The following is a 20,699-nucleotide window of genomic DNA, read 5'->3' as shown; positions in this document are numbered from 1 at the left end:
TTCTCGCGCCGCGCCCGCTCTCAGGTCCCCATCGTCGGATGCCGGACGGCGGTGCCGTCCCCCAGATGCGCGCGGATAAAGGCACCGGCGCTCGCAAGCGATCGCCGCCCCTCGGCGAGTTGCGGATAGAACATGTGCCAGGCATGGATCATGTGCGGCCAGACTTGGAGCGTCACGGCGACGTCCGCCGAGGCGGCCACCCCGGCGAGGCGAAGGGAATCGTCCAGCAGGGTCTCCGCGCTGCCGACCTGGATCAGCATCGGCGGCAGGCCGCCGAGGTCGGCGTGAAGCGGCGAGATCAGCGGGGTCGCAGCATTCTTTCCTGCGCAATAGGCCTCCGCGAGTTCCGTCAGGTATTCCCGCTGGATCAGGGGATCGATCGCCGCCTTGGTGTCCATGCTGGCACCGGTCATCTCCAGATCGACCCAGGGCGACGTGAGCCAAAGACAGCGCGGAAGCGGCAGGCCGGCATCACGCAGCGAGAGGGCCGTCGCGAGGGCAAGCCCGCCGCCAGCGCTCTCCCCGGACAGGACGATGTTTCCTGGGCTGACGCCCGAATCCAAGAGGAAGCGGTAGCCCGCCAGGGCGTCATCGAGGGCCGCGGGAAACGGATGTTCCGGCGCGAGCCGGTAATCCAGCGCCAACGTCCGTGATCCGGCAGCGCGGCCCGTCTCGGCCATCATGTGCCGGTGACTGTTGAGCGAGCCGGACACGTATCCGCCGCCATGCAGGAACAGGACGACGCGGGTCGGGTCCGCCCCTGGGCTCACGGTCCATTCGGCCGCCACCCCGCCGGCATCGACGGGCAAGACCCTCACATAGTCTGGGACAGGATAATGCGCGCCGAATCCATCGAGCCGCTCACGGCGCTCGGCGAGATTGGAAGACCGTGGACTGGCGGCGAGAAGATCCCTGACGGCATCGATCTCGGTCCCAGCCATCACGTTCCTCCGCCATCGCAACCCGTCGATATACGACCGATTCTATGTCTATCGGCAATCGCGGGCTAAGCGGAAGGACTGCCTCGTTGCGCGGAAGGACTATTGCCCCCGACGCGCCCGGCTGGCGAACATCACCGCATCCTCGGCCGCGCGGAACAAGGCTTTGGCCTTGTTCACGCATTCCTGTTGCTCGGAGGCCGGATCGGAATCGTAGACGATGCCGGCGCCAGCCTGAACATGCATCCGCCCGTCTTTCACGATAGCGGTGCGCAGCACGATGCAGGTATCCATCTCACCGCGCGCGCCGAAATAGCCGATGCAGCCGCCATAGGGGCCGCGCTTCTCGCGTTCGAGCTCATCGATGATCTCCATCGCCCGGACCTTGGGCGCACCGGAGACGGTGCCCGCGGGAAACCCGGCCGAGAGGGCATCGAGTGCGTCGTGGCTCGGATCGAGATCGCCCTCGACATTCGAGACGATGTGCATGACCTGGCTGTAATATTCGAGGAAGAACGACCCCGTCACGGTCACGCTGCCGATGCGCGAGACCCGGCCGACATCGTTGCGGCCGAGATCGAGCAACATCAGGTGTTCGGAGCGCTCCTTCGGATCGGCCAGCAGTTCCTCGGCCAGGGTCTTGTCCTCGGCCGGCGTGGCGCCGCGCCGGCGGGTGCCGGCGATGGGGCGGATCGTGACTCGGCCCTCGCGCACCCGAACCAGGATCTCGGGCGAGGAGCACACGACCTGGAAATCCTCGAAGTCGAGGTAGCACAGGAAGGGAGCCGGGTTGGTCCGCCGCAGGGAACGGTAGAGGGCGAAGGCCGGAAGCGTGAACGGCGCCTCGAAGCGCTGGGACAGCACGACCTGGAAGACATCACCGGCGACGATGTACTCTTTCGCCCGTGCGACCATGTCCAGATAAGCATCGGGCGTCGTGTTCGAGACCGGCTCGGGATGGGCGATGGAGCGGGGGTCGATCCGCGATTCCATCGGAAGCGGACCTTCCAGGACATCGGCCACGCGCTCCAGACGGGCGAGGGCGACCTCATAGGCCGCGCGCGCCGAAACCCCTGCGCTCGGGCGCACCGGGCCGACCACGGTGATGATGTCGCGCACGGCATCGAACACCACCATGACGCGCGGCCGGACGAGGATCGCGTCGGGAACGCCGAGGGGATCCGGGTTCAACTCCCCGAGCCGTTCCATGGCCCGGACCATGTCGTAGCCGAGATAGCCGAAGAGTCCCGCCGCCATGGGGGGAAGCTCGGTGCCGTCATCGGCTCCGATGGCGCTCTCGGCGATGAGGGACCGGAGGCTTGCCAGCGGCGAGGCGTCGTCGGGCTCGAACACCGACAGGTCGTTGCCCCGCGCGGTCTCCGGCCGGCCGTCGCGGCAGCGCCAGGCGAGGTCGGGGTCGAGGCCGATCATCGAATAGCGGCCGCGCACCGCACCGCCTTCGACGGATTCGAGCAGGAAGGCCGGCCCGGCATGAACCGCGCGCAGCTTGAGGAAAGCCGCGACCGGAGTCTCCAGATCGGCCACCAGGGTCAGGTTGAGGAGGGTCGGCCGCCCTGCCTCGTAGGCCTCCGCGAAGGCGGCGTAATCCGGCTCCTGAAACATGATCGGTTCAGTACTCGCCGCCGATCGCGCGCCGGAACGCCGTCTGGTTGACGGTGATCCCCACGCTCTTCTGAACGTCGGCGATGTACTCGCCGAGGATATCGTCGATGAGGGTCGCCTGGAACCGCTTCGAGATCGCCGCGTCGGAGGGGCTGTCGGACACGAAGGCGGGCATCGTCGCCGCAGTGACCTTGGCGACCACGCGCGACTCGCCGGATTCCACCGAGACGGCCTTGTCCACCGGGACGGCGAAGAGGCGGTTGACCACGTCGGCCGAGAGGCCGTCCTTCGCCTGGCTACGGGCGATGTCCGTGGAGGTCTGCACCTGCACGCCGACGTCCGTCGCCAGCGTGTCGATGGCCTCGCCCTTGTCCAAGCGCTCGGTGAGGCTGCGGGCCTTCTCCGACAGGCGCTTGGCCACCTCTGCGGCGCGCCATTGCGCAACGGCCTGGTCGCGCACCTGGTCGAGGGGCTTGTCGTGGGCGTGGTCGATGCCGGTGACGTCGACCCAGACGTAGCCGCCCGACTTCAGGCGAAGCGCCTCGGTGTCGCTCCCGATCTCGGAGCGGAACACGATCGGAAGCGTCGTGTCGCGATCCGGGATGGAATCGACGATCTTGCCCGACGGGTCGAGCCCCTGGGCGCTCACCGCCGGCACCGTGACGAGGGTGAGGCCCCGCTCCTTGGCGATCTCGGCCAGCGGCTTGCTGTTGGCGCGCTCGTCCTCGATCGCGTCGTGGTCCTTCTCGACGGCGGTCCTCGCGCGCTCGAGAGCGATCGTCTTGCGGATCTCCGGCGCCACGTCGGCGAGGGGCTTGCGTGTCTCGGGTTCGATGGCGGTGACGCGGAGAAGCACGGTGCCGAAGCGACCCTTGACCGGGGCGCTCACGGTGTTCTGAGCAAGCGAGAACGCGGCATCGGCGACGGCCGGGTCGAACAGGTCGGCCTTCGTCAGGTTGCCGAGGGATAGTTCCTTCGCATCGACGCCGCGCGCGACCGCGACGGCCTCGAACGGCTTCTCGCCGGATTCGATCTCCTTGCGCGCCGCCTCGGCGGAGGCCTCGTCGGGGAACACGATCTGCTGGATCGTGCGCCGCTCCGGCGTGCCGTATTGTGCCTTGGCGAGATCGTAGCGCTTCTGCACGTCCTCCTCAGTGACCGCGTCGGGCTTGGCCATCGCCTGTGGATCGAGAGCGAGGAGGGTCACGGCCCGGTAGTCCGGTGCGCGGAATGCGCTCTTGTTCTCGTCGTAGAAGGTCTTCACCTCCTCGTCGGTCGGTGCGGGAATGTCACCCGCCACGGACGGGGGCAGCATCAGGAAAGACGCCGCGCGGCGCTCGGTGGTGTAGCGATGCACGGCCTCGCGCAGGGCGGCGGGGACGTGGATGTCCGCGGCCACGGCCTCGGCGATCTGGAGCCGTCCGGCGGCGGCGCGCTGGTCACGCACGAACATCGCCTCGTTGATCCCGGCGCGCTGCAGCGTCTGGAAGAAGAGGGTCTGGTCGAAGGAGCCGTTGGCACCCTTGAAGGTCGGCTCTTCCTGAATCGCGCGCAGCACCGCCGAATCGGGGATCACGAGCCCGAGATCCTTGGCCTGCTGGTCGAGGGAGGCCTCGCTGATCAGCTGAGAGAGGACCTGCCGATCGAGACCGAGGCCTCTGGCCTGATCGGGTGTCAGGCTGCGCTGGAGCTGGCTCTGGTAGCGCTGCAGCTGCAGCTGGTAGGCCGACCGTACCGCCTCCGAGGTGATCTGCGTCTTGCCCACCGTGGCCACGGTCGTGGCGGAGTTCGAGCGGAAGAAATCTTCCACGCCGAAGATCGCGACGCCGGCGATGAGGAAGGTGAAGACCACCGTAAGAATGATCTTGCCGAGCCAATGCTGGCTCGCACTACGCATGTTCTGCAGCATCGGAAGGTTCGAAAATCCGTCGTGATGGCGCGCCGGGGCACGGCTCCAAGCCGCCCGCGATAGACCATCCGCTCGCCTCCGCAAAGGCCGGGGCGATCCGCGAGCGCATGTTTGCGCCGGCAAGTCGGCTCTGTTACGGCCCCGCTCACGATCCGGTGAAGCCGGACCAGGATGATCTGAACGCGAGGGATACGATGTCGAAGTCGGGACGGCGGCCGCTGATCGCCGGCAACTGGAAGATGAACGGCCTGCGCAGTTCGGTTCCGGTGGTCGAGGCCATCCGCGACGGGCTCTCGCCCGAACTCACATCCCGGATCGACGTCCTTGTCTGCCCCCCCTCGACGCTGATTTCCTCCTGTGTGGCGGCTGTCTACGGATCTGCCATCGCTATCGGTGGCCAGAACCTGCATGCCAAGGCCAGCGGCGCCTTCACCGGCAGCATTTCCGCCGAGATGCTGGCCGATCTCGGGGCGACCTACGTCATCGTCGGGCATTCGGAGCGCCGCGCCTATCACCACGAGACCGATGACGGCGTTCATGCCAAGGCTCTGGGCGCCCGTCGGGCCGGCCTCTGCGGCATCATCTGCGTCGGCGAGACGCAGGAAGAGCGCGAAGAGGGCCGCACCCTCGATATCGTCCGGGCGCAGCTCGCCATCGGTGTGCCGAAAGGTGCCAAGGCCTCCGATACGGTCATCGCCTACGAGCCGGTCTGGGCGATCGGCACCGGCCTGACCCCGACACCCGCCGACATCGCCGAGGTCCATGCCTCGCTTCGCGAAATGCTCGGCCAGCTCATCGGGGCGGAAGCGGCAAAGGTGCGCATCCTCTACGGAGGCTCGGTGAAGCCCGGCAACGCCCGCGAGTTGATGGCGGTGGAGAATGTGGACGGCGCGTTGGTGGGCGGTGCGAGTCTCGTCGCCTCCGACTTCCTGGGGATAGCCGCCGCTTATGCCTGAGGCGATTCTCCTCTTCTAAACTCCATGCAGGATTTGGCGCGGGACACCATCTCGTGTAGGAGCCTGCCCTTCGCAGACGTTCCTCGACGGGCCTCATCGGGCGCCGTATGCGGCCTTACGTGGTTCACGGACCAGGAACATCGGACTGAAACGACATGAATGCCGTCCTGATCTCCATTCACCTCATCGTGGTTCTCGCCCTCATCGCCGTGGTCCTGCTGCAGCGCTCTGAGGGTGGACTCGGGCTCGGCAGTGGCAGCAGCGGCGGCGGTGTTTCGGGCTTCATGACCGGACGCGGACAGGCCAACGCGCTAACGCGGGCCACGGCGATCCTGGCGGCCCTGTTCTTCACCACCAGCATGACGCTGGCGGTCATTTCCCATCGCAGCGCCGCGCCGAAGTCCATCCTCGACGGAGCCGCAACGACGCAGCCGGTGGCGCCCAACGGCAACCTGCTCGAGACCCTTCGTCCGGGGCAGGGCGCAGCCCAACCCGCCACACCCGAGGCGCCCCAGTCGCGCTGATCACAGACCGGCGAGGCGGGGCGGACCGCTCCTACCTCGCTTCGAACCGTCGCCGGACGGGCTTTTCCACAGTTCGCGTCGATTTCGCCCTGCCGCCATTGGCGGCGGGGTCGTTTGAAGTTTGGCGAATCACCCACCCTTGTTTATGAGCCGAAGCCCATGACGCGGTACGTATTCATCACCGGCGGCGTGGTCTCCTCGCTCGGCAAGGGCCTCGCTTCCGCGGCCCTCGCGGCCCTCCTGCAGGCGCGCGGCCATACGGTCCGTCTGCGCAAGCTCGACCCCTACCTGAACGTCGATCCGGGCACGATGAGCCCGACCCAGCACGGCGAAGTGTTCGTCACCGACGACGGTGCGGAGACGGACCTCGACCTCGGCCATTACGAGCGCTTCACGGGCCTCGCCGCCACCAAGGCCGACAACATCACCACCGGCCGGATCTATCTCGACATCATCACCAAGGAGCGGCGCGGCGACTATCTCGGCGCGACGATCCAGGTGATCCCGCACGTCACGAACGCCATCAAGGCGTTCGTGCTCGAGGGCAACGAGGCGTTCGATTTCGTCCTCGTGGAGATCGGCGGCACGGTGGGCGACATCGAGGGCCTGCCGTTCTTCGAGGCGATCCGCCAGCTCGGCCAGGAACTGCCGCGCGGCACCGTCGCCTTCGTCCACCTGACGCTATTGCCCTACATCCCCTCGGCCGGCGAGTTGAAGACCAAGCCGACGCAGCATTCCGTCAAGGAACTGCGCTCCATCGGCATCCAGCCCGACATCCTGCTCTGCCGCTGCGACCGACCGATTCCGGTGGAGGAGCGCCGCAAGCTCGGCCTGTTCTGCAACGTGCGCGAGACCGCCGTCATCGAAGCGCGCGACGTCGCCTCGATCTACGACGTGCCGCTCTCCTACCGCGAAGCCGGGCTGGACCGGGAAGTCCTGGCGCATTTCGGCATCGAGCCCAAGGGCGAGCCCGATCTCGTGCGCTGGACGACGATTTCCGAGCGTGTGCGCAATCCGGAAGGCGAGGTCTCCATCGCCATCGTGGGCAAGTATACGGGCCTCAAGGACGCCTACAAATCCCTGTCGGAGGCCCTCACCCATGGCGGTATCGCCAACCGGGTGAAGGTGAACCTCGAGTGGATCGAGGCCGAGGTGTTCGAGGGCGAGGATCCGGCGCCGTTCCTCGAGGGAATCAACGGCATCCTCGTGCCGGGCGGATTCGGCCAGCGCGGTGCCGAGGGCAAGATCCGCGCGGCCCGCTTCGCCCGCGAGCGCAAGATCCCGTATTTCGGCATCTGCTTCGGCATGCAGATGGCCGTGATCGAGGCGGCCCGCTCGCTGGCCGGCGTGGAGGATGCCAATTCCACTGAGTTCGGGGAAACCGAAGAACCGGTGGTCGGCCTGTTGACCGAATGGCTCAAGGGCAACGAACTGGAGCGGCGCGCCGCCCAGGGCGATCTCGGCGGCACCATGCGGCTCGGCGCCTACAAGGCGACCCTCGGCGCGGATACGAAGATCGCCGAGATCTACGGCGGCACCGAGATTTCCGAGCGTCACCGGCACCGCTACGAGGTCAACATGGCCTATCGCGAGCGGCTGGAAGCCAAGGGCCTGCGGTTCTCGGGGCTGTCACCGGACGGTCTGCTTCCCGAGACGGTGGAACATGCAGGCCACCCCTGGTTCATCGGCGTCCAGTTCCACCCGGAGCTGAAGTCGCGTCCGTTCGAGCCACATCCGCTGTTCAAGAGCTTCATCTCGGCCGCCATCGTGCAGAGCCGGCTGGTCTGAGGGAGGGGCGGGCGCCATGGTCTCGATCTCGGGTCTGCCCGCCTTCATCGCCTATGTGGCGGCGGCCTTCGGCCTCGTGGCGGTCTATCTCGCGGTCTACCTGTCGGCGACGTCCCATCGCGAGATCGCGCTGATCCGCGCCAACAACGCCTCGGCCGCCATCGCGCTGGGAGGAAGCCTCATCGGCTATACGCTGCCGCTCTCGGTGGCGATCTACAACGCGCAATCGATCCTCGACTGCATCGTCTGGGGCCTCGTCGCCCTCATCGTGCAGATCCTTGTCTACTTTGTCGTGCGGCTGATTTTACCGGACCTGTCACGTCGCATCGAAGCTGGTGAGATCGCCGCGTCCATCCTGCTCGCCGCGTCGTCCCTCGCAGGCGGCATCGTCAATGCGGCGTCCATGACCTACTGAGCGGGCGATCGGCGAATTTTTCCATTCCCGGTTTCAAACGGTCAAGCTCGATCCTACATTCGGGTCAGTGCGGCATCGTGCCGTGAGGGAGCAGGTCGTCGGAAGGCGGCCCACATTGGGATGCCATCCGAAACCAGATCACCGACACCCGTAAAGCCACCGCGCCTCATGCGCTCGCAGACGGTCACCCTCGTCATGCTGGCGGGAGCGGGCGCAGCCGCCTTCGGGCTGGCGCGTATCGATCCGTCGCAGAACGAGGAAGATGTACTCGTCTACGCGAATGCGGAAGCTTGTATTGCCGGACGCATTCGAACGGACGCGGATTGCCGCGACGAGTATCTGACCGCCCGCGCGAGCTATCCCGGAGCCGCACCGCTCTACGCGACGATGGTCGATTGCGAGGCGCATCACGGCGCGTCCCACTGCCTGCCAGGAGACGGCATCGTCCTGAGTGCGACCGGGCGCTTCGTCCCGAGGATGGCCGGCTACGTCATCGGCAAGCGGGCGGATCAGGGACTCACGCCCCAGCCGATCTTCGACCATGCTCCGAAGTCGGAGGCGTCCCATAGCGGAAGCGCCGGCCACTCGGGGGGCACCGGCTATTGCACGGGTTGGGGCGGACGGATCACCACGTCGTCGGGCGGTGCGTCCTCCAGCGCACGGGTCGCCTCCTCGGCGGTGCGCCGGGTCGCGTACGGTGGCTTTGGAAGCACGGGCCGTTCGTTCTCGTCGCACGGCTGGTCTAGCCATGGAAGCGGCGGCTGATGCGGCGCGTGCCCATCGGCGAGCGACCGGATTGGCGGGAGACCGCGCGCCGGCATGGTTTCACCTTCCACACCCTCGATGGCGCAGCGTATTGGTCCGAGAGCCACGCCTACGCTTTCACACTGGCCGAGATCGAAGACGATCTCGAAGCGCCGAGCACCGAGATCCACGCCCTGTGCCTCGCCTTCGTCGCCGATGCGGTGGAGGACGAGCGGATCCTGACCTCGCTCGACATTCCTCGCCACGCCTGGGACGCGATCCGCACGAGCTGGAAGCGGGGAGACCCCTCCCTCTACGGCCGCCTGGATTTCTCCTATGGCGGGGCATCCGCCGGGCCGGCAAAGCTCCTCGAATACAATGCCGATACGCCCACCGCCCTCTACGAGTCCGGCGTGTTTCAATGGCTCTGGCTGGAGGAAGGGCTGCGAACCGGCTCGCTGCCCGAGACGGCCGACCAGTTCAATTCCCTCCACGAGAAGCTGGTCGCCCGGTTCCGCGCGCTTCGCGGTGAAGGCTCAATGGCCTTCACCGCCTATGCCGATGCGCCCGAGGACAGGGGCACGGTGGCCTATCTCGAAGATTGCGCGCGCCAAGCGGGGCTCGCGACACGCTTCCTCGGCATTTCCGACATCGGACGGGACGAGGACGGACGCTTCGTCGACCGGGTCCATGCGCCGATCCCGAGGTTGTTCAAGCTCTACCCCTGGGAATGGGCGTTCACGGATACCTTCGGCGAGGGGCTCGATGCCACGACGACCCTCTTTCTCGAGCCACCCTGGAAGGCCGTCGTGTCGAACAAGGGCTTGCTGGCGCATCTCCATGCCCGCGAACCCGGTCACCCGAACCTGCTGCCGGCTTTCTTCGAGGACGACCCGCGAAAGGCTTCGCTCGGAACGTCCTTCGTCAAGAAACCGCTGGTCTCGCGGGAAGGTGCCAACATCCTCATGGTACGCGACGGTGCCGTCCTGGCGCAGGATCACGGCCCGTATGGCGGCGGCCGGCATATCCGACAGGCGCTGGCCGAGCTGCCGGATTTCGATGGCCGCCGCCCCGTGATCGGCTCGTGGATGGTGGGGGACGAAGCCGCGGGCCTCTGCATCCGAGAGAGCGCAGGGCCGATCACCGGCAATGCCGCCCTGTTCGTCCCCCATTTCATCGGGCCGGCCTGAAGAGCGGCATCCCGCCGCTTTCAAAACGGCGGCATTGGCCTATCCTGACCGGTGTGACCGAAATCCTGTTCTATCATCTCCAGCAGCAACCCCTCGAGAAGGTTCTGCCGACCCTCGTCGAGCGATCGTTGGCGCGCCAATGGCGCGCGGCGATCCAGGTGTCGGGGGAAGAGCGGCTCCAGGCGCTGGACGATCACCTCTGGACCTATAGCGACGACAGCTTCCTGCCGCACGGGACGGACCGTGACCCGCAGGCGGCGAGCCAGCCCGTCGTGCTGACCCTGCAGGACGGCAATCCCAACTCCGCCGCCATCCGCTTTCTCGTGGACGGTGCGCCGCTGCCGCCGGATGCCTCGGAGTACCAGCGCATCTGTATCCTGTTCGACGGCAACGATCAGGACGCCCTGCTCGGTGCGCGGGCGCAGTGGAAGCAGGCCAAGGAGGCGGGCCATACCATCGCCTACTGGCAGCAGGACGAATCCGGGCGCTGGCAGAAGAAGGCGTGACCGCTCTGGCCCATGACCTCAAAGGAAGCCGCATGATACGAGGTTCGATCGTCTCGACCCTGAGCCGTGGCGAGGGCGGCGCCAGGCTGCTCGCCCTCGCTCTGTCCGCAATCCTCCTCGTCACCACCCAGCCCGGCATGGCGCAATCGCCTCAGGGGGGCGACAGGCCGCAGGAAAGGCGTGCCGCCGAGCAGAAGGGCCCGGAAGGGCGCAAACTTCCATCCGACGTCACCACCGAACACAGCGTCACCCTGCCGGGTGGCCGTATCCTGCGCTTCACCGCCACGGCCGGCAGCCTGCCCCTCGTGGACGAGGGCGGAAAGCTCCAGGCGGAGATCGCCTTCATCGCCTATCGTCTCGCCGACAGGAGCGAGGCGGCCCGGCCCGTGACCTTCGCGATCAACGGCGGCCCCGGCGCGGCCTCGGCCTATCTCAATATCGGCGCGATCGGACCCTGGCGCCTGCCCCTCGACGGCACGAGTATAAGCCCGTCCACGCCCGTGAGCCTCGTCCCCAATGACGGCACATGGCTGGATTTCACCGACCTCGTCTTCCTCGATCCCGTGGGCACGGGATACAGCCGCGCGACGGATGGCGATGCCAAACGCTATTGGAGCGTCGATGCGGATGCGTCGGTCCTGTCCTCGGCCATTGCCCGCTGGCTGCGCACGAACGACCGGATCGCGGCGCCCAAATTCTTCGTCGGTGAGAGCTATGGCGGCTTTCGCGGGCCGCTCATCGCGGCAAAGCTGCAGGAGGAGATCGGTATCGGCCTCTCCGGCATGGTCCTCCTGTCGCCTGTGCTCGATTTCGCCTGGCTGCAATCGCCGCGCTCGACCCCCTGGGGCCACGTGACGAAGCTGCCCTCCTATGCCGCCGCCGCCATCGAGCGCGCGGGCGGCACGCCGAGCCGGAAGGCTCTGGCAGAGACTGAATCCTATGCCACCGGCGACTATCTCGCCGACCTGCTCAAGGGGCCGTCCGACCAGGCCGCCATCGCCCGGCTCGGCGACAGGGTGGGGGCCATCACGGGTCTCGATCCGGCCTTCGTCCGCCGTCAGGCCGGTCGCCTGAGCTCCAACAGCGTCCAGCGCGAGATCGGCGCGGATGAGGGCCGTGTCGCCAGCGCCTACGATACCGGCATCACCGGATGGGACCCCGACCCGGCCGCGACCTTCTCAGGCTTCGAGGACCCGCTGCTCACGGCCATGCAGGCCCCGCTGACCAGCGCCATGATCGAACTCTACGGCGCGAAGCTGAACTACCGCGTGCCCGATCTGCGCTACGAACTCCTCAATGGCGCTGTGAGCCGGAGCTGGGGCTGGGGCTCTGGACGCATGGCGCCGGAATCCCTCGGTGCGCTGCGCGGCGTCATGGCCCTCGACGGCAACCTGCGCGTCCTCGTGGCCCACGGTTACACCGATCTCGTGACCCCGTACTTCACCTCGAAGCTCCTGATCGACCAGCTACCGGCCTTCGGCGGCGAGAGGCGGATCGACCTCGCGGTCTATCCGGGCGGCCATATGTTCTATTCGCGGCCCGATTCTCGCGCGGCCTTCCACAAGGATGCCTCCGATCTCTACGCGGCTGCGCTGAAGGCGCGGTCCGGCACTTCGAAGGACGTGAAGTGACGAACGCCTCTCCACGATGGGGCACGGCCGCCGCATATCTCGCGAGCCTCGTCCTCCTCGGCGCCTGCACCACCGGCGAGCGCGAAGCGCCGGTTAGCGTGCCGGTCCCCGTCGCCGTGACGCCGGCCCCGTCGCCCGGCGTCACGGGGCCGGTGCTCAATGCCGATGGCACCTGCAGCCAGGCCGCGCCGGGTACCGCGACCGTGATCGAGCCCGGGATCGGCGAGTGCGATCTCGTCCGGCTGAAGGCGAAGCCCGCAACGGACGTGCTGGTCGGGGAGGGGCGTTCCGGCCGCGAGGTCCAGGTGCTCTACAGCGAGCCGGGAGCCAAGGAGCTGTACTTCTTCGTCAATGGCCGCCTCAACCGGATCGTGAAATCCTGATCCCAACGAGTCAGTATGCGGGCACCAGCCGATCCTCGGGCAGGGGGGCGACCATGTGGAACCGCAGCCCCTCGGCCTCGTAGGCGATGACGACTTCGGCATTGCATTGCTGCGCGAGCACGCGCTGCAGCAGCGTCGAGCCGAATCCCTTGCGCTCCGGCGGCTTCACGGGGGGACCACCCGTTTCCGTCCAGCTCAGGTCGAGCACACGCCCGGCCTCTCGCCGATCGACGCTCCAACGCACCACGATCCGCCCGGATGGCAGCGACAGCGCACCGTGCTTGGTGGCATTCGTGGTCAACTCGTGGATCGCCATGCCGGTGGGGACGGCGAGGTCCGCGGCCAGTTCGATCGCCGGTCCGTCGAGGATGATCCGGCTGGTCGTCGCATCGTTGTAATGACCGAGTTCGTTCTGCAGCAGCTCGCGCAGCGGGGCCGTCTGCCAGTAATCCTCGGTGAGCAGGTTGTGCGTCTTGCCCAGCGAGACGATCCGGTCCGAGAACGAATGATAGAACGTGTTCACATCCTTGGTGGAGCGCGCCGTCGCTCCGAGCAGTCCCTGGACGGTGGCGAGCGTGTTCTTGACGCGGTGGTGAAGCTCGCGGATCAGCAGGGCCTGCCGCTCGTGCGTCCGTTGGCGTTCCTCAAGATAGGCTTGCACTTCGCGCTGCCGCCGCCGGGCGCGGAGGGCGGAGCGCACCGCATTGGCCAACACCGCCGGGTGGAAGGGACGTTCCAGCACCGTCACGTTGCCCAGGAGATCGGTGAGCCGCACATCCGGCGAGCCGCCGCGAGAGCTGAGCAGCACGAAGGGAAAATCCGACCAGGGCGGCTGCCGTTCGACCCAGCGGGCGATGGCGTTGCGGTCCCAGCGCAGTAGCGCTTCCTCGGTCATCACCGCGCAGGCGGCGCCATCGAGGCCGGCCACCAGGGCGTCGAGGGTCGAGATCGACTCAGAGGCGATACCGACTTCCGCCAGGATCGCCGAGGCCACTGACGCATCACGTCCCAGGGGCGCGAGGATCAGGACGACCGGTTCAGGATGCGGCATCGCGTCCGGGCTCGTCCAGGGACTCTCCATCGGCCCCGACCCGTTCAACGAGGAGATTGTCGCCGTTCCCGTCATAGGTGGGCACGCCCGTCAGGACGCCGCGAAATTTCCGCAGGGGTTCGCCGACGCGCAATCCGCTGGCGTCGATCTTGAACTCGCGGATCGTGTCCTCGTGCGGACCGGTCCGCTTCTTGAGAACGGACAAGGCCCGGCGAACCCGGCCAGCGGCCTCGAAGAACCGCAGCATCACGACGGTGTCGCTGACATAGGTCAGGTCCACCGGCGATTCCATCTTCCCCACCATGCCGTGCTGGGCGAGGATCAGGATCGTCACCACGCCCTGCTGGTTCAGGTAGGTGACGAGCTCGTGCATCTGCATGACGAGGAAAGGCTGGCCCGCCATGGCGGTCATGTAGCCGGTCAGGCTGTCGATGATGACGATCCTGGCCGCATCGTGCTCCACGGCATCGCGGATACGTCCCGCGAAATCGCCGGGCGAGACGTCGGCGGGGTCGATCTGCTCGATCTGCAGCGATCCGGCCTCGATGAAATCCGCCAGGGGCATGCCCACGCTCCGGGCACGTCGCAACAGGATGCCGCGCGTCTCGTCGAAGCTGATGATCAGGCCGCGTTCGCCGCGCCGGAGGGCGGCCACCAGGTAGCTCATGGCGAGCGTGGATTTGCCGGCACCCGACGGACCGACAATGAGGCTCGTCGTTCCCCGGTCGAGGCCGCCGCCCAGAACCCGATCGAGCTCGGCGACGCCGCTTTCCACCGAGCCCGCCTCGAAGCTGCTGGGATGGTCACTCGCGATCAGGCGCGGATGCACCAGGATGCCGCCCTTGCGGATAGCGAAGTCGTGGTAGCCGCCCTGGTACTCCGTGCCCCGCATCTTGATGACGTGGACGCGCCGCCGCGGGGCACCATAGGCCGGCGTCAGCTGTTCGAGCCGGATCACCGCGTGGCTGATGGAATGCAGGTTGAGGTCGTCATGCTCGGCGCTGAGATCGTCGAGCATCAGCGCGGTGATGTCGTTGAGGAGGAAGTAGCTCTTCAGTGCGAGCACCTGGCGCCGGTAGCGCAGCGACCCTTGTGACAGCAACCTGATCTCCGACAGGCTGTCGAACACGACACGGCTCGGCTTCACGCGCTCCATCTCGCTCAGGGCCATGCGCACGGTTTCACCGAGCTCGAGGTCGGACGAATGGACGAGGCTCTGCTGCAGCTTCGAATCCAGGCTGAGTTCCGGCGGAACGAGTTCGTAGATCTCGATCCCCTCCAGCGACCAGCCATGCCGCTCAGAGACGGACATCAGCTCGCGGCGGCTCTCCGACAGGGTGATGTAGAGGCATGTCTCGCCCCGCGCGGCGCCGTCGAGAAGAAACTGGAGGCCGAGTGTCGTCTTGCCGCCACCGGGCCGTCCCTCGATGAGATGGGCACGCTGGGCCGCGTATCCCCCCGCCAGAATCACATCGAGCCCCGGAACTCCCGTGGGAATCGGTTGGGCATCGGGGGCGGGACTGGCTGACATCGTCGTGTCCGGTGGGTACGGCATGATCGCAGCATAAGTTTCCGCGCCGGCCCTGTCCCCGATAAATCGGCCACAGTGCGGATCCATCCCGTACGGGACGGATCGGATACCGCCTTTGCAGATTGCCGCGTACCGCATTATCAGACCGTGCCGTTGCGCTGCGAGGCGGCCTCCGATTCCGCTTCGCGCTCCTCCAACCCGCCCGACATTCCGGAGTTCGGATCCCTTATGCGCGAACCGAACGCGATCGATTTCTGGCGCGGCCTCGCCCTCGTGACGATCTACGTCAACCACATCCCGGGCAACACGTTCGAGCGCTACACCTACTCGCAATACGGCATTTCGGATGCGGCGGAGCTGTTCGTCTTCCTCGCCGGATGGTCGATCGGGATCGCCACGCGCGGGCGCGACGGACGACCCGAACCGCGCCTGAAAAGCGTCCTGAGACTGCTGTCACGCACGATCGAAGTCTATCGTGCCCAGATCACGACGATGGCCATCGCATTGGCCATGATTGCCGGGACGGCGTTGCTTCTGGACAATCCGCTTCTGCTTGAGTGGCACAACGCCGGCGGCTTCTTCGCCGATCCTATACAGACCACCGTCGGTTTCGTGCTGCTCACGCATCAGCTCGGCTTCTTCAACATCCTGCCGCTCTACGTGGTGCTTCTCGGCATCGCCCCCGTCTTCATCCTGGTGGCCCGGGTGAGCCGCGTCGCGGCGCTGGGGCTGTCCTTCTCGCTCTATGCCGCAAGCCTCGTCTTCGAATGGAACCTGCCATCCTGGCCGGGGGAGGGGGATTGGTTCTTCGATCCTCTGTGCTGGCAGCTCCTGCTCGTACTCGGATTCGTCGGCCAGGATCTGAACCGCGAATCCGACACGCTCCGGCGCTGGTCAAAGCGACTGATGCCCGTGGGCGTCGTCATCGTCGTGCTCGGCATCGTGCTATCGGTGTTCGATCTCAGGCCCGACCCGTTGCTCGTTCCCGATCCACGCCTCGTCTTCTCCTTCGACAAGACCTACCTGTCGCCCGCCCGGCTGATCCACTTCATCGGAGTGCTGCTGGCCTTCCAAGGGGTCTACGCGCTCATCGTCCCGCATGTCGGCGCGGTCGGTCGATATTTGACGGGACTCGGTCGTAATTCACTGGCAGTCTTCTCCATCGGCTCGCTCCTGAGCCTCGCCGCACAACTCGTGCGGTTCTGGACGGGGGGCGGCATCCTGATTGATGTCGGCGTCATGGGATTCGGCTTGTTCGCTCTGGGCTTCACTGCATGGTTCGTCGAATGGCGCTCGCGCAAACCTCGGCACTCCTGATCTCCCTCGGCCTCGCCTCGCTGGGAATGATCGTCGGATCATCGCAGGCCGGGGCGGAGGGCGGTGCGACGATCGTCTCACCGCCGACCGCAGCGGCGCCCGCTCCGGGCGGCGAGGCGTCGGAGGCCGTCGATGTGAGCCTGTCGCCCGAATGCCGGGTTCCCGGTTCCAAGCTCTACACCCTCGCCCGGTTGAACTCGGTCAAAGCGGCGCTCAAGGAGAAGCGTCCGGTCCGCGTTCTGGCCATCGGTTCGTCCTCGGCCGGTGCCGGGGCCTCGGCGACCTATCCGGTCAAGCTGGAGACGGCACTGGAACGCTCGCTTCCCAATGTGGATGTGGAAGTCGAGAGCCGGGGCATGCAGGGTGAGATAGCCTCCGGCGCGGCGGAGCGCCTGCGCAGTATGGTGGCAGAGGTGGAGCCCGATCTCGTGGTCTGGCAAGTCGGCACCCACGATGCACTCGCCCGCGTCGATCTCGATGCCTTCGCGAGCGCCCTCGACGAAACGGTTCAGTGGATCAAGTCGCACGATATCGACGTGGTGCTGGTCAATCCCGTCTACACGGCATCGCTGGCCCAGGACGAGTATTACAGCAGCATCGTCCGCAAGGTGCAGGAAGTGGCCCTGCGCGAAGGCGTTCCGCTGGTGCAGCGCTACGAGGCGATGCGCTACCTGTCCGGCAGTAGCGACAAGGGCGAAGCGCACATGCTGGGGCGCCAGTTCCGCCTCAACGACCTCGGCCTGCGCTGCATGGCCGAACACGTGACGCGGGCCATCACTCTCTCCCTGCTACAGCCCGACCCTGCGGCGACGGGGACGGCCAGCGCGCCGGCCCTGATCGTCGCGCCGCCGAAGGATGCGTCGGTCAAGCCGTCGCCCCCACGGAGCGGCGGTGCATCGGTGGAGGACAAGCCCTGACGCTCACGGCGATTCGCGCACTCTGTTTCCTTTGACGCCGCTGCAACGGGTGTCGCTTTGAACACCGATGCCGGAACGATGCGAAAAAAGCTCCGGTATTGCGTGACCTCGTCCGAAGACAGGCGTCCTGTTGCCGGAACGAGGCCAGGGCCTGACTTGAGATCTCGAAGGGGCGACGTGAGCTTAGCAACTGATGGGACGGAGGGTCGCACCTTCGGAGCGGTGATCGTCCGCTTCAAGACGTTCCGCGCAGGTGCCGCGGGAGCGGCACTCGACGTCTTCACCATCCGTATCGCTGCCGCCTTCTTCGCCTACGGGGCGCAAGTGCTGATGGCGCGCCTAATGGGGCGGACGGAATATGGGATATTCGCCTCGATCTGGGTCTGGATCGCCATCCTCGGGCATTCCTCGACACTGGGTTTCGCCCAGGGCGCCTGCCGTTTCCTGCCCGCCGACCAAGCACGGGCCGACCTTGCCCATGTCCGGGGGTTCCTCATCGGGGGCGCATGGGTGAGTGCCGCGTGCGCCTGCACCGTCGCATGCATCGGCCTCGCGCTAGTCTGGATGCAGGGTACCCTCCTCGGAGGACCGTATGCCGGACCACTGCTCGTCGCCGCGCTTGTCCTGCCGCTCTTCACCCTGCAAGACTATCTCGAGGGCGTCGCCCGCAGCCAGAACTGGGCGGTGGTCGCCATCGCGCCACCCTATCTCCTCCGCCAGTGCCTGATCATGGCCGCCATGGCGGGAGCCGTCGCCGCGGGAGCGCCGGCGCAGGCTTGGGTTGCCGTCGCCTGCACCTTGGTCGCCACCGGGATCGCCCTGGCGATCCAAGCGTGGCTCCTGATCCTGCGCCTTCGCGCCGTTCTGCCCTCGGAGACACCGCGATACCGTTGGCGGATCTGGCTCCGGGTATGCCTGCCAATCGCGGCGGGTGATCTTGCCCATTCCGCCTTCACCATGATCGACGTGGTCATCCTGAGTATGATGATGCCGCCGACGGCTGTGGCCCTCTACTTCGTCGCGACCCGGATCCAGCAATTCGTCCCCTTCGTGCATTATGCCGCATCCGCGGCCACCGCTCAGCGTTTCGCCGCCATCCATGCGTCCCGGGATGCTCCGGGCCTGAAACGCTTCGTCCGCATCCAGGCCCGGCTCACCTTCGCCGCCACCGTGACGGTCGGTCTCGTCATCGTGGCGGCGGGACAGTTCCTGCTCGCGATGTTCGGACCGGAATTCGGCGCGAGCTTCCCGCTCCTCGCCGTGCTTGTTGTGGGCAATGTCGGCGCAAGCCTGTTCGGGCCGGGGGAGGACCTGCTGACCATGATCGACGGCGAACGTCTGTGCGCCGCCATCACACTGGCAACGCTGGCCGTGGCAGCCCTTCTGTGTGTGGTCCTCGTCCCGTCGATGGGCGTGATGGGGGCCGCCATCGCAATGGCGCTGGCCAGCATCCTTCGCGGAGCCGGCATGGCGCTGGCGGCTTTTCTCGTACACGGCATCGTGACACCGGTTCTGTGGTTCCCAGGCCGCGTGGCTTCATGAAGACCGAGCATGGAGGGACGAACGGCCGACGCTCCGTCTCGATCGTCACCTATTCGGACTTGGCCGCCGATCCCGGTGCCTGGGACGCGCTGATGGGCCGGGCCCTCACGACGCATCCGCATTACAGCCGCCACGTCATCGCCGCCCACCACGCCGCGGGACTCGCCGATGCGGACCTCGCTTTCGTTGCCGTGCGGGGTCCGAGCGGCCTCGATGCGCTACTGCCGTTCGCATTCAAGCGCGATGTCTGCCGGCTCGGAGCGAGGGTGGCGCGCCCTTTCCTCTCACCCTTCATCACGCAGACGAGCCCGCTGGTCGCCGACGACCCGGACCTGCCGGAAATTCTCGACCTGCTGGTGGCGGGTCTGCGATCCGCCTCCGGCGGCCGCCTCTGGCGCTGGCCGCTGCTTCCCACCTCGACGAGGCTCGGTGCCGAACTGCTCGCGGCGATGGATCGGGCGGGCTGGCAGCACGGCATCGCACACAATTTCGAGCGACCGATCGTAGAGCGCCGCACCTCATATGACGCCTTCCTCGCAGGTCATCCGAACCGGTCGCGCATGAAGGATCTGAACCGTCGCGATCGGCGTCTATCGAAGCGTGGTACGCTCATCCTCGATGTCGCCACCGATGGCGCACACCTGCGCGATGCCGTCACCAGCTTCCTGAGTCTGGAACGGGCCGGATGGAAGGGCAGAGCCGGAACGGCGCTGACTTGTCAGCCCCAGCACGAGGCTTTCGCGCGAGCCCTCTTCGCCGACGGGAGCGGCCCGATCGGCCTACGCGCCGATATCCTTCGGCTCGACGGTCGCCCCCTCTCGATCAGCCTCGCCCTGCTGACAGGTGGCACGGTCACGCTTCTGAAGACGACCTATGACGAGACCGAGCGCTCCAGCGCTCCGGGGCTCCTGCTCGAGGCACGGATCATCGAAACGCTGCACGAGACGAGGTTCGCCCGGCGGCTCGATTCGGCAACGCTGGCCGGTTCCGTCCTGGAAGATGTCTTTCCGGACCGGGAGACGATCTGCGAGATCGTCGCCGCCCCGCGCAGGGCGTCCCGCTTGCTCCCCGTAGATCGACGGATTCGCCTCGCCATGATCGAACGCGATGCCAAGGCGCTGATCAAGCGGGTATTGGGCAGGCGCTGACGCGCGGGCGCAGCCGTGCTACTCGGCCCGTTCGGCACGCCAGACAGGAACCATCCGCATGCGTCGTCCGCTTCTTGCCCTCACCGGAGCCTTGTTGATCGCCATGACCGCTTCCGCATCCGCCGAGACCGTGACCACGCCTTCGGGCCTTCAATATCGCGACGAAGTCGTCGGCACCGGCACCTCGCCACAGACCGGCAAGAAGGTCAGCGTCCATTACACCGGCTGGCTCGACGATGGTGGCAAGCCCGGCAAGAAGTTCGACTCCTCCCGCGACCGGGGCCAGCCCTTCAGCTTCACCCTCGGTATCGGACAGGTCATCGGCGGCTGGGACCAGGGGGTCGCCACGATGAAGGTCGGCGGCAAGCGCACGCTCATCATCCCATCCGACCTCGGCTATGGCGCACGCGGCGCCGGTGGCCTGATCCCCCCGAACGCCACGCTCATCTTCGACGTCGAACTGCTCGGCGTGAACTGAAGGCCGGCTGGAGAACGGCGCGGCCCCGGTCCTAACCTTGAGGTACCGGGAGCCCTGAAAGACACTTCCGGTGCGGCTGCAGGCGTTGAAGAGCGTCGCCTGCAGCCC

The 20,699-nt window shown here is 66.8% G+C and carries 19 protein-coding genes; 14 read left to right on the top strand and 5 right to left on the bottom strand.

The window, feature by feature from the left end; all coding sequences use genetic code 11:
- Nucleotides 1-20 precede the first annotated feature (20 nt).
- The 3 genes from ASF34_RS05475 to ASF34_RS05465 all read right to left on the bottom strand — a co-directional run bounded on the left by ASF34_RS05475 (nt 21) and on the right by ASF34_RS05465 (nt 4,470).
- The gene (locus tag ASF34_RS05475) at nt 21-941 is read right to left on the bottom strand and encodes an alpha/beta hydrolase (protein ID WP_056159426.1); all 921 of its coding nucleotides are present in this window, start codon (nt 939-941) and stop codon (nt 21-23) included.
- Nucleotides 942-1,040: 99 nt separating this feature from the next.
- On the bottom strand, nt 1,041-2,561 hold the full coding sequence (gene trpE / locus ASF34_RS05470) for an anthranilate synthase component I (RefSeq protein WP_056159424.1): 1,521 nt from the start codon (nt 2,559-2,561) through the stop codon (nt 1,041-1,043).
- 7 nt (nt 2,562-2,568) lie between these two features.
- The gene (locus tag ASF34_RS05465; RefSeq protein WP_056159422.1) at nt 2,569-4,470 is read right to left on the bottom strand and encodes a peptidylprolyl isomerase; all 1,902 of its coding nucleotides are present in this window, start codon (nt 4,468-4,470) and stop codon (nt 2,569-2,571) included.
- 194 nt (nt 4,471-4,664) lie between these two features.
- On the opposite strand from ASF34_RS05465, the gene tpiA reads away from it, so the two are divergent.
- The 9 genes from tpiA to ASF34_RS05420 all read left to right on the top strand — a co-directional run bounded on the left by tpiA (nt 4,665) and on the right by ASF34_RS05420 (nt 12,607).
- The gene (tpiA, locus tag ASF34_RS05460; RefSeq protein WP_056146506.1) at nt 4,665-5,426 is read left to right on the top strand and encodes a triose-phosphate isomerase; all 762 of its coding nucleotides are present in this window, start codon (nt 4,665-4,667) and stop codon (nt 5,424-5,426) included.
- Between the two features lie 155 nt (nt 5,427-5,581).
- The gene (gene secG, locus ASF34_RS05455; RefSeq protein ID WP_018044740.1) at nt 5,582-5,950 is read left to right on the top strand and encodes a preprotein translocase subunit SecG; all 369 of its coding nucleotides are present in this window, start codon (nt 5,582-5,584) and stop codon (nt 5,948-5,950) included.
- Between the two features lie 159 nt (nt 5,951-6,109).
- Nucleotides 6,110-7,738, top strand: coding sequence for a CTP synthase (locus ASF34_RS05450; protein ID WP_018044739.1), 1,629 nt, complete (start codon nt 6,110-6,112; stop codon nt 7,736-7,738).
- 16 nt (nt 7,739-7,754) lie between these two features.
- Entirely contained in the window at nt 7,755-8,153 is a 399-nt protein-coding gene (locus tag ASF34_RS05445) for a DUF350 domain-containing protein (protein ID WP_018044738.1), read from the top strand.
- A 168-nt stretch (nt 8,154-8,321) separates the two neighbouring features.
- Complete coding sequence (locus ASF34_RS05440) at nt 8,322-8,918, top strand: DUF1190 domain-containing protein (RefSeq protein WP_056159419.1); 597 nt, start codon at nt 8,322-8,324, stop codon at nt 8,916-8,918.
- The gene (locus tag ASF34_RS05435) at nt 8,918-10,087 is read left to right on the top strand and encodes a glutathionylspermidine synthase family protein (RefSeq protein WP_056159416.1); all 1,170 of its coding nucleotides are present in this window, start codon (nt 8,918-8,920) and stop codon (nt 10,085-10,087) included. Before ASF34_RS05440 ends, ASF34_RS05435 begins: the two co-directional genes overlap by 1 nt.
- 53 nt (nt 10,088-10,140) lie before the next feature.
- The gene (locus ASF34_RS05430) at nt 10,141-10,593 is read left to right on the top strand and encodes a DNA polymerase III subunit chi (protein WP_018044735.1); all 453 of its coding nucleotides are present in this window, start codon (nt 10,141-10,143) and stop codon (nt 10,591-10,593) included.
- A 32-nt stretch (nt 10,594-10,625) separates the two neighbouring features.
- Complete coding sequence (locus ASF34_RS05425) at nt 10,626-12,224, top strand: S10 family peptidase (RefSeq protein WP_056159413.1); 1,599 nt, start codon at nt 10,626-10,628, stop codon at nt 12,222-12,224.
- A complete protein-coding gene (locus ASF34_RS05420; protein ID WP_056159410.1) occupies nt 12,221-12,607 on the top strand; it encodes a hypothetical protein in 387 nt (128 codons plus the stop codon). Before ASF34_RS05425 ends, ASF34_RS05420 begins: the two co-directional genes overlap by 4 nt.
- A gap of 10 nt (nt 12,608-12,617) precedes the next feature.
- Here the strand turns inward: ASF34_RS05420 and ASF34_RS05415 are convergent, their stop codons facing one another.
- Both ASF34_RS05415 and ASF34_RS05410 read right to left on the bottom strand, forming a co-directional pair.
- On the bottom strand, nt 12,618-13,658 hold the full coding sequence (locus ASF34_RS05415; RefSeq protein WP_056159406.1) for a sensor histidine kinase: 1,041 nt from the start codon (nt 13,656-13,658) through the stop codon (nt 12,618-12,620).
- Nucleotides 13,645-15,189, bottom strand: a complete 1,545-nt coding sequence (locus tag ASF34_RS05410) for an ATPase domain-containing protein (RefSeq protein WP_026176094.1) — start codon at nt 15,187-15,189, stop codon at nt 13,645-13,647. Before ASF34_RS05410 ends, ASF34_RS05415 begins: the two co-directional genes overlap by 14 nt.
- A 228-nt stretch (nt 15,190-15,417) precedes the next feature.
- Between ASF34_RS05410 and ASF34_RS05405 the strand changes: the two genes are divergently transcribed.
- From ASF34_RS05405 to ASF34_RS05385, 5 genes are all read left to right on the top strand, one after another.
- Nucleotides 15,418-16,506 (top strand): OpgC family protein, encoded by a 1,089-nt coding sequence (locus tag ASF34_RS05405; RefSeq protein WP_056159502.1) that lies wholly within the window; start codon nt 15,418-15,420, stop codon nt 16,504-16,506.
- Nucleotides 16,476-17,423 (top strand): SGNH/GDSL hydrolase family protein, encoded by a 948-nt coding sequence (locus tag ASF34_RS05400; protein WP_056159402.1) that lies wholly within the window; start codon nt 16,476-16,478, stop codon nt 17,421-17,423. The genes ASF34_RS05405 and ASF34_RS05400 overlap by 31 nt, the downstream gene beginning before the upstream one ends.
- Nucleotides 17,424-17,600: 177 nt before the next feature.
- Nucleotides 17,601-18,965 carry a lipopolysaccharide biosynthesis protein gene (locus ASF34_RS05395; protein WP_056159398.1) on the top strand — a complete coding sequence of 455 codons (1,365 nt, stop codon included), beginning with the start codon at nt 17,601-17,603 and terminating at the stop codon, nt 18,963-18,965.
- On the top strand, nt 18,962-20,113 hold the full coding sequence (locus tag ASF34_RS05390) for a GNAT family N-acetyltransferase (protein ID WP_056159395.1): 1,152 nt from the start codon (nt 18,962-18,964) through the stop codon (nt 20,111-20,113). Before ASF34_RS05395 ends, ASF34_RS05390 begins: the two co-directional genes overlap by 4 nt.
- A gap of 58 nt (nt 20,114-20,171) precedes the next feature.
- Nucleotides 20,172-20,591 carry an FKBP-type peptidyl-prolyl cis-trans isomerase gene (locus tag ASF34_RS05385; protein WP_056159392.1) on the top strand — a complete coding sequence of 140 codons (420 nt, stop codon included), beginning with the start codon at nt 20,172-20,174 and terminating at the stop codon, nt 20,589-20,591.
- The last annotated feature ends 108 nt before the right edge of the window (nt 20,592-20,699 follow it).

Source organism: Methylobacterium sp. Leaf106 (assembly GCF_001422895.1).
Taxonomy (GTDB): Bacteria; Pseudomonadota; Alphaproteobacteria; order Rhizobiales; family Beijerinckiaceae; genus Methylobacterium; species Methylobacterium bullatum.
Note: the sequence above shows the minus strand (reverse complement) of the source record. Positions and strands in the feature narration are given on the sequence as shown.